This is a genomic window from Flintibacter sp. HCN-6482, assembly GCF_037892565.1.
Taxonomy (GTDB): domain Bacteria; phylum Bacillota; class Clostridia; order Oscillospirales; family Oscillospiraceae; genus Lawsonibacter; species Lawsonibacter aceti.
The window spans coordinates 1-5707 of sequence record NZ_JBBKBK010000007.1; the positions used below are offsets into that span (position 1 = coordinate 1).

The window sequence follows — 5707 nt, forward strand, 5'->3', positions numbered from 1 at the left end:
TGGTGACCCGTACGGGAATCGAACCCATGTTTGCGGCGTGAGAGGCCGCCGTCTTAACCGCTTGACCAACGGGCCGTGTGGTGCGCCTTCAGGGATTCGAACCCGGGACCCACTGATTAAGAGTCAGTTGCTCTACCAACTGAGCTAAAGGCGCATTTTGCGCTTTTGCCTGCACCCTGAAAACCGAACAGTGAAGCCGCATTCCTTGCTTACAAGCGCCTGCATTCTATTCTTAACCTTTTAGGTCAAGCCCTCGGCTTATTAGTATCGGTCAGCTCAACACCTCACAGTGCTTACACCTCCGACCTATCAACGACATAGTCTACGTCGAGCCTTACTCCATAAAGGATGAGAGATCTAATCTTAGGGGGAGTTTCACGCTTAGATGCTTTCAGCGTTTATCTCGTCCAGACGTAGCTACCCAGCTGTGCCCTTGGCAGGACAACTGGTGCACCAGAGGTCTGTCCATCCCGGTCCTCTCGTACTAAGGACAGCTCCCTTCAAATCTCTTACGCCCGCAACAGATAGGGACCGAACTGTCTCACGACGTTCTGAACCCAGCTCGCGTGCCACTTTAATCGGCGAACAGCCGAACCCTTGGGACCGAATTCAGCCCCAGGATGTGACGAGCCGACATCGAGGTGCCAAACCTCCCCGTCGCTGTGGACGCTTGGGGGAGATCAGCCTGTTATCCCCAGGGTAGCTTTTATCCGTTGAGCGACGGCACTTCCACTTGCATACCGCCGGATCACTAACTCCAACTTTCGTTACTGCTCCACCCGTCGGTGTCGCAGTTAGGCTCGTTTATGCGTTTACACTCAATGCACGATTTCCGTCCGTGCTGAACGAACCTTTGAGCGCCTCCGTTACCTTTTAGGAGGCGACCGCCCCAGTCAAACTGCCCACCTAACAGTGTCCCCCGACCGGATTCACGGCCGCAGGTTAGAAAACCAGTAAATCAAGGGTGGTATCCCAAGGGTGGCTCCACCTGAGCTGACGCCCAAGCTTCCAAGCCTCCCACCTATCCTGTACATGATTTACCAATCCTCAGTATTAAGCTACAGTAAAGCTCCATGGGGTCTTTCCGTCTAGTTGCGGGTAACCGGCATCTTCACCGGTACTACAATTTCGCCGGGTGGGCTGTTGAGACAGCGCCCAAATCGTTACGCCATTCGTGCGGGTCAGAACTTACCTGACAAGGAATTTCGCTACCTTAGGACCGTTATAGTTACGGCCGCCGTTTACTGGGGCTTCAATTCAAACCTTCGCTTGCGCTAAGCTCTCCTCTTAACCTTCCAGCACCGGGCAGGCGTCAGCCCATATACGTCATCTTTCGATTTAGCATAGACCTGTGTTTTTGGTAAACAGTCGCTTGGGCCTATTCTCTGCGGCTCCCCTTAGGGAGCTCCCCTTATCCCGAAGTTACGGGGTAATTTTGCCGAGTTCCTTAACAACCCTTCTCCCGTTGGCCTTAGGATTCTCTCCTCATCTACCTGTGTCGGTTTGCGGTACGGGCACCTTAGCATACACCAGAACTTTTCTCGCCTCGTTATTCTCCGACTTCCCTACTTGATTTCGGTCCCTTTCGCCCGGGTCAACCAACGCCCGGGTTCGGATAGCTCCAAGTGTCCTTCTGGTTTAAGTTTCGGTGGCTACGGAATTTCAACCGTATGTGCATCGACTACGCCTTTCGGCCTCGCCTTAGCTCCCGGCTTACCTTGGGCGGACGAACCTTCCCCAAGAAACCTTAGATTTTCGGCCATTATGATTCCCACATAATTCTCGCTACTCATTCCGGCATTCTCACTCGAATAAAGTCCACCGCTGCTTCCGCTACGACTTCACCCCTTATTCGACGCTCCCCTACCACTGCATTAGATGCAATCCCAAGCTTCGGTTATACGCTTAGCCCCGTTACATTTTCCGCGCAGAGTCACTCGACCAGTGAGCTATTACGCACTCTTTTAATGAGTGGCTGCTTCTAAGCCAACATCCTGGTTGTTTTCGCAACTCCACATCGTTTTCCACTTAGCGTATATTTGGGACCTTAGCTGTGGGTCTGGGCTGTTTCCCTTTTGACCACGAGACTTATCTCACGTAGTCTGACTGCTAGTCATCAATTATCCGGCATTCAGAGTTTGATAGGGTTCAGTAACTTTATCAGCCCCTAGCCCATTCAGTGCTTTACCTCCGGTAATCTAAACTAACGCTAGCCCTAAAGCTATTTCGGGGAGAACCAGCTATCTCCAAGTTCGATTAGAATTTCTCCGCTATCCACAAGTCATCCGCCACCATTGCAACGGGGGTCGGTTCGGTCCTCCATGGGGTTTTACCCCCACTTCAACCTGCTCATGGATAGGTCACCTGGTTTCGGGTCTATTGCACGCGACTTTATACGCCCTATTCAGACTCGCTCTCGCTTCGCCTCCGGTGCTGAACACCTTAAGCTTGCCACGTACAATAACTCGCCGGACCGTTCTACAAAAAGTACCTCATCACACTTTAACGTGCTTTGAGTGCTTGTAAGCACAAGGTTTCAGGTTCTCTTTCACTCCCCTCCCGGGGTCCTTTTCACCTTTCCCTCACGGTACTGCTCCTCTATCGGTCATCAAGTAGTATTTAGGGTTGGAGGGTGGTCCCCCCAGTTTCCCACAGGGTTTCACGTGTCCTGCGGTACTCTGGATTCTGACTAAATCGACTCAGCTTTCGCTTACGGGACTATCACCCGCTGTGGTCGGCCTTCCCATACCGTTCAGCTAGCCTATCAATCCGTTGTGTCAGTCCACAACCCCGAAGGATAAATCCTTCGGTTTGCCCTCTTCCGCGTTCGCTCGCCACTACTTGCGGAATCTCTGTTGATTTCTCTTCCTCGCCCTACTTAGATGTTTCAGTTCAGGCGGTTCCCCGCCTACGCCTATTTGATTCAACGCAGGCTGACAGAGTATTGCTCTGCCGGGTTTCCCCATTCGGAAATCCTGGGATATAACGCTTATGTGCAGCTCCCCCAGGCTTATCGCAGCTTGTCACGTCCTTCATCGGCTCTTGATGCCAAGGCATTCCCCTTGCGCTCTTATTAGCTTGACCTTCGTAGAACAACCTTTTCAAGCTGTTCTCTTGGTTCTATAAGAATTATGCAGGCCTCAGATTCAGTTTCATTGTAGTATTTGTTACCCTTTTAATTCCTTAAAAAGTCCACAAATTTTACTTTGTTACCTCTCTGTTGCTTGCTCGCAATTTCTTGCTTGCTTCACTGTTCAGTTTTCAAGGTGCAGTTCTCCGACCCTTTTCAAGGTCAGATCGAAATGCTCACCCTCTTGGGTAAACACTTCGATTTGATCTTGTGGTGGAGGTTATCGGACTCGAACCGGTGACCCCCTGCTTGCAAAGCAGGTGCTCTACCAACTGAGCTAAACCCCCTTATCCGGGTGCCCTCAGCTTTTGGTGGTGGGCCCAAGTGGACTCGAACCACCGACCTCACGATTATCAGTCGTGCGCTCTAGCCAGCTGAGCTATGGGCCCGTGAGCCCCCACCGCTCCCCTTACGGCGTGCGCCCTCTAAATTAAACAACGTGACCCCTACTTTGCACAGACGTCTGACCTTAGGACGTTACAAAAACCTATCGGCTTTTGAACTCTCCTTAGAAAGGAGGTGATCCAGCCGCACCTTCCGATACGGCTACCTTGTTACGACTTCACCCCAATTATCGAACCCACCTTCGGCCGCGCCCCCCTTGCGGTTAGGCTACGGACTTCGGGTGTTCCCGACTCTCATGGTGTGACGGGCGGTGTGTACAAGGCCCGGGAACGTATTCACCGCGGCATGCTGATCCGCGATTACTAGCGATTCCAACTTCATACAGGCGAGTTGCAGCCTGCAATCCGAACTGGGATGGCTTTTAGGGGTTTGCTCCACCTCGCGGTCTTGCTTCCCTCTGTTGACCACCATTGTAGTACGTGTGTGGCCCAGGACATAAGGGGCATGATGATTTGACGTCGTCCCCACCTTCCTCCGTTTTGTCAACGGCAGTCTCGCTAGAGTGCTCTTGCGTAGCAACTAACAATAAGGGTTGCGCTCGTTGCGGGACTTAACCCAACATCTCACGACACGAGCTGACGACAACCATGCACCACCTGTCACCGGCGCTTCCGAAGAAGAAGGTGTATCTCTACACCGGTCACCGGGATGTCAAGCCCTGGTAAGGTTCTTCGCGTTGCTTCGAATTAAACCACATACTCCACCGCTTGTGCGGGCCCCCGTCAATTCCTTTGAGTTTCAACCTTGCGATCGTACTCCCCAGGTGGGATACTTATTGTGTTAACTGCGGCACGGAGGGGGTCAGACCCCCCACACCTAGTATCCATCGTTTACAGCGTGGACTACCAGGGTATCTAATCCTGTTTGCTCCCCACGCTTTCGCGCCTCAGCGTCAGTTGCTGTCCAGCAGACCGCCTTCGCCACTGGTGTTCCTCCTAATATCTACGCATTTCACCGCTACACTAGGAATTCCGTCTGCCTCTCCAGTACTCAAGAACTACAGTTTCAAATGCAGGCCACAGGTTGAGCCCATGGTTTTCACATCTGACTTGCAGTCCCGCCTACACGCCCTTTACACCCAGTAAATCCGGATAACGCTCGCCACCTACGTATTACCGCGGCTGCTGGCACGTAGTTAGCCGTGGCTTATTCCTCAGGTACCGTCACTTGCTTCGTCCCTGAGAAAAGAAGTTTACAACCCGAAAGCCTTCTTCCTTCACGCGGCGTTGCTGGGTCAGGCTTGCGCCCATTGCCCAATATTCCCCACTGCTGCCTCCCGTAGGAGTCTGGGCCGTGTCTCAGTCCCAATGTGGCCGGCCAACCTCTCAGTCCGGCTACTGATCGTCGCCTTGGTGGGCCGTTACCCCGCCAACCAGCTAATCAGACGCGAGTCCATCTCAGAGCGATAAATCTTTGGCAGTCAGAGCCATGCGACCCAACTGCATCATGCGGTATTAGCAGATGTTTCCACCTGTTATTCCCCACTCCAAGGCAGGTTACTCACGCGTTACTCACCCGTCCGCCACTAAGTAACTCACTCCATTGGACGAATCCTCTGTCATGAGCACTCCGTTCGACTTGCATGTGTTAAGCACGCCGCCAGCGTTCATCCTGAGCCAGGATCAAACTCTCAATAAAATGGTATTTAAAGAACCGAAGTCCCTCAAATCATATTATTGAAACTTTTCCAAGCTTCAAAGAAATTTACGGTCATCCGTTTCAAGCTTCGCTTGTCTTCGAACAACCAAATCCATATCTGGTGCTTTTCGTTTGTCACGTTGTTTAATTTACAAGGTACACGCCGCTCCGTGCGGCGGGTTTTTATCTTACCACATTCAGTTCGCTTTGTCAAGAACTTTTTTCGAGCTTTTTCAAACTCTTTTGTTCCCTCATTCGCCGCTCCCTTAGTGGCTTGCTGCTGCCCTCGCGGACAGCTTGATTAGGTTACCACACTTCATTGCCTTTGTCAAGCACTTTTTTTCGCCAGTTTCAAACTTTTTTCGTCTGTCCCCTGGACCGCCTCGTGTGGCTCCCTCCGCTCCCCCGCAGGGCTTGCCCCTGCCGCAGAGCGCTTGCTTATATTAGCAAACACTTCCTCCCTTGTCAACACTTTTTTCCCACTTTTTTCCCCTTTTTTTATCCCCTCCTTACCTACACTATATCTTCCCCTCC

Annotated in this window: 1 protein-coding gene, 4 tRNA genes and 2 rRNA genes; all 7 read right to left on the minus strand. The window is 52.1% G+C overall.

Features of this window, described 5'->3' with window-relative positions:
* A tRNA-Glu gene (locus WKS99_RS13320) sits at positions 1-75 on the minus strand.
* 3 nt (positions 76-78) lie between these two features.
* A tRNA-Lys gene (locus tag WKS99_RS13325) sits at positions 79-154 on the minus strand.
* Positions 155-241: 87 nt separating this feature from the next.
* Positions 242-3084 (minus strand): 23S ribosomal RNA (locus WKS99_RS13330).
* A 257-nt stretch (positions 3085-3341) separates the two neighbouring features.
* A tRNA-Ala gene (locus tag WKS99_RS13335) sits at positions 3342-3417 on the minus strand.
* 25 nt (positions 3418-3442) lie between these two features.
* Positions 3443-3519 (minus strand) — tRNA-Ile (locus tag WKS99_RS13340).
* A 123-nt stretch (positions 3520-3642) separates the two neighbouring features.
* Positions 3643-5173: ribosomal RNA gene (locus WKS99_RS13345) — 16S ribosomal RNA — on the minus strand.
* The 16S and 23S rRNA genes sit together here with 4 tRNA genes alongside, the layout of an rRNA operon.
* A 328-nt stretch (positions 5174-5501) precedes the next feature.
* Positions 5502-5707: hypothetical protein (locus WKS99_RS13350; RefSeq protein WP_207722007.1), on the minus strand; the 206-nt coding region annotated here is incomplete at its 5' end.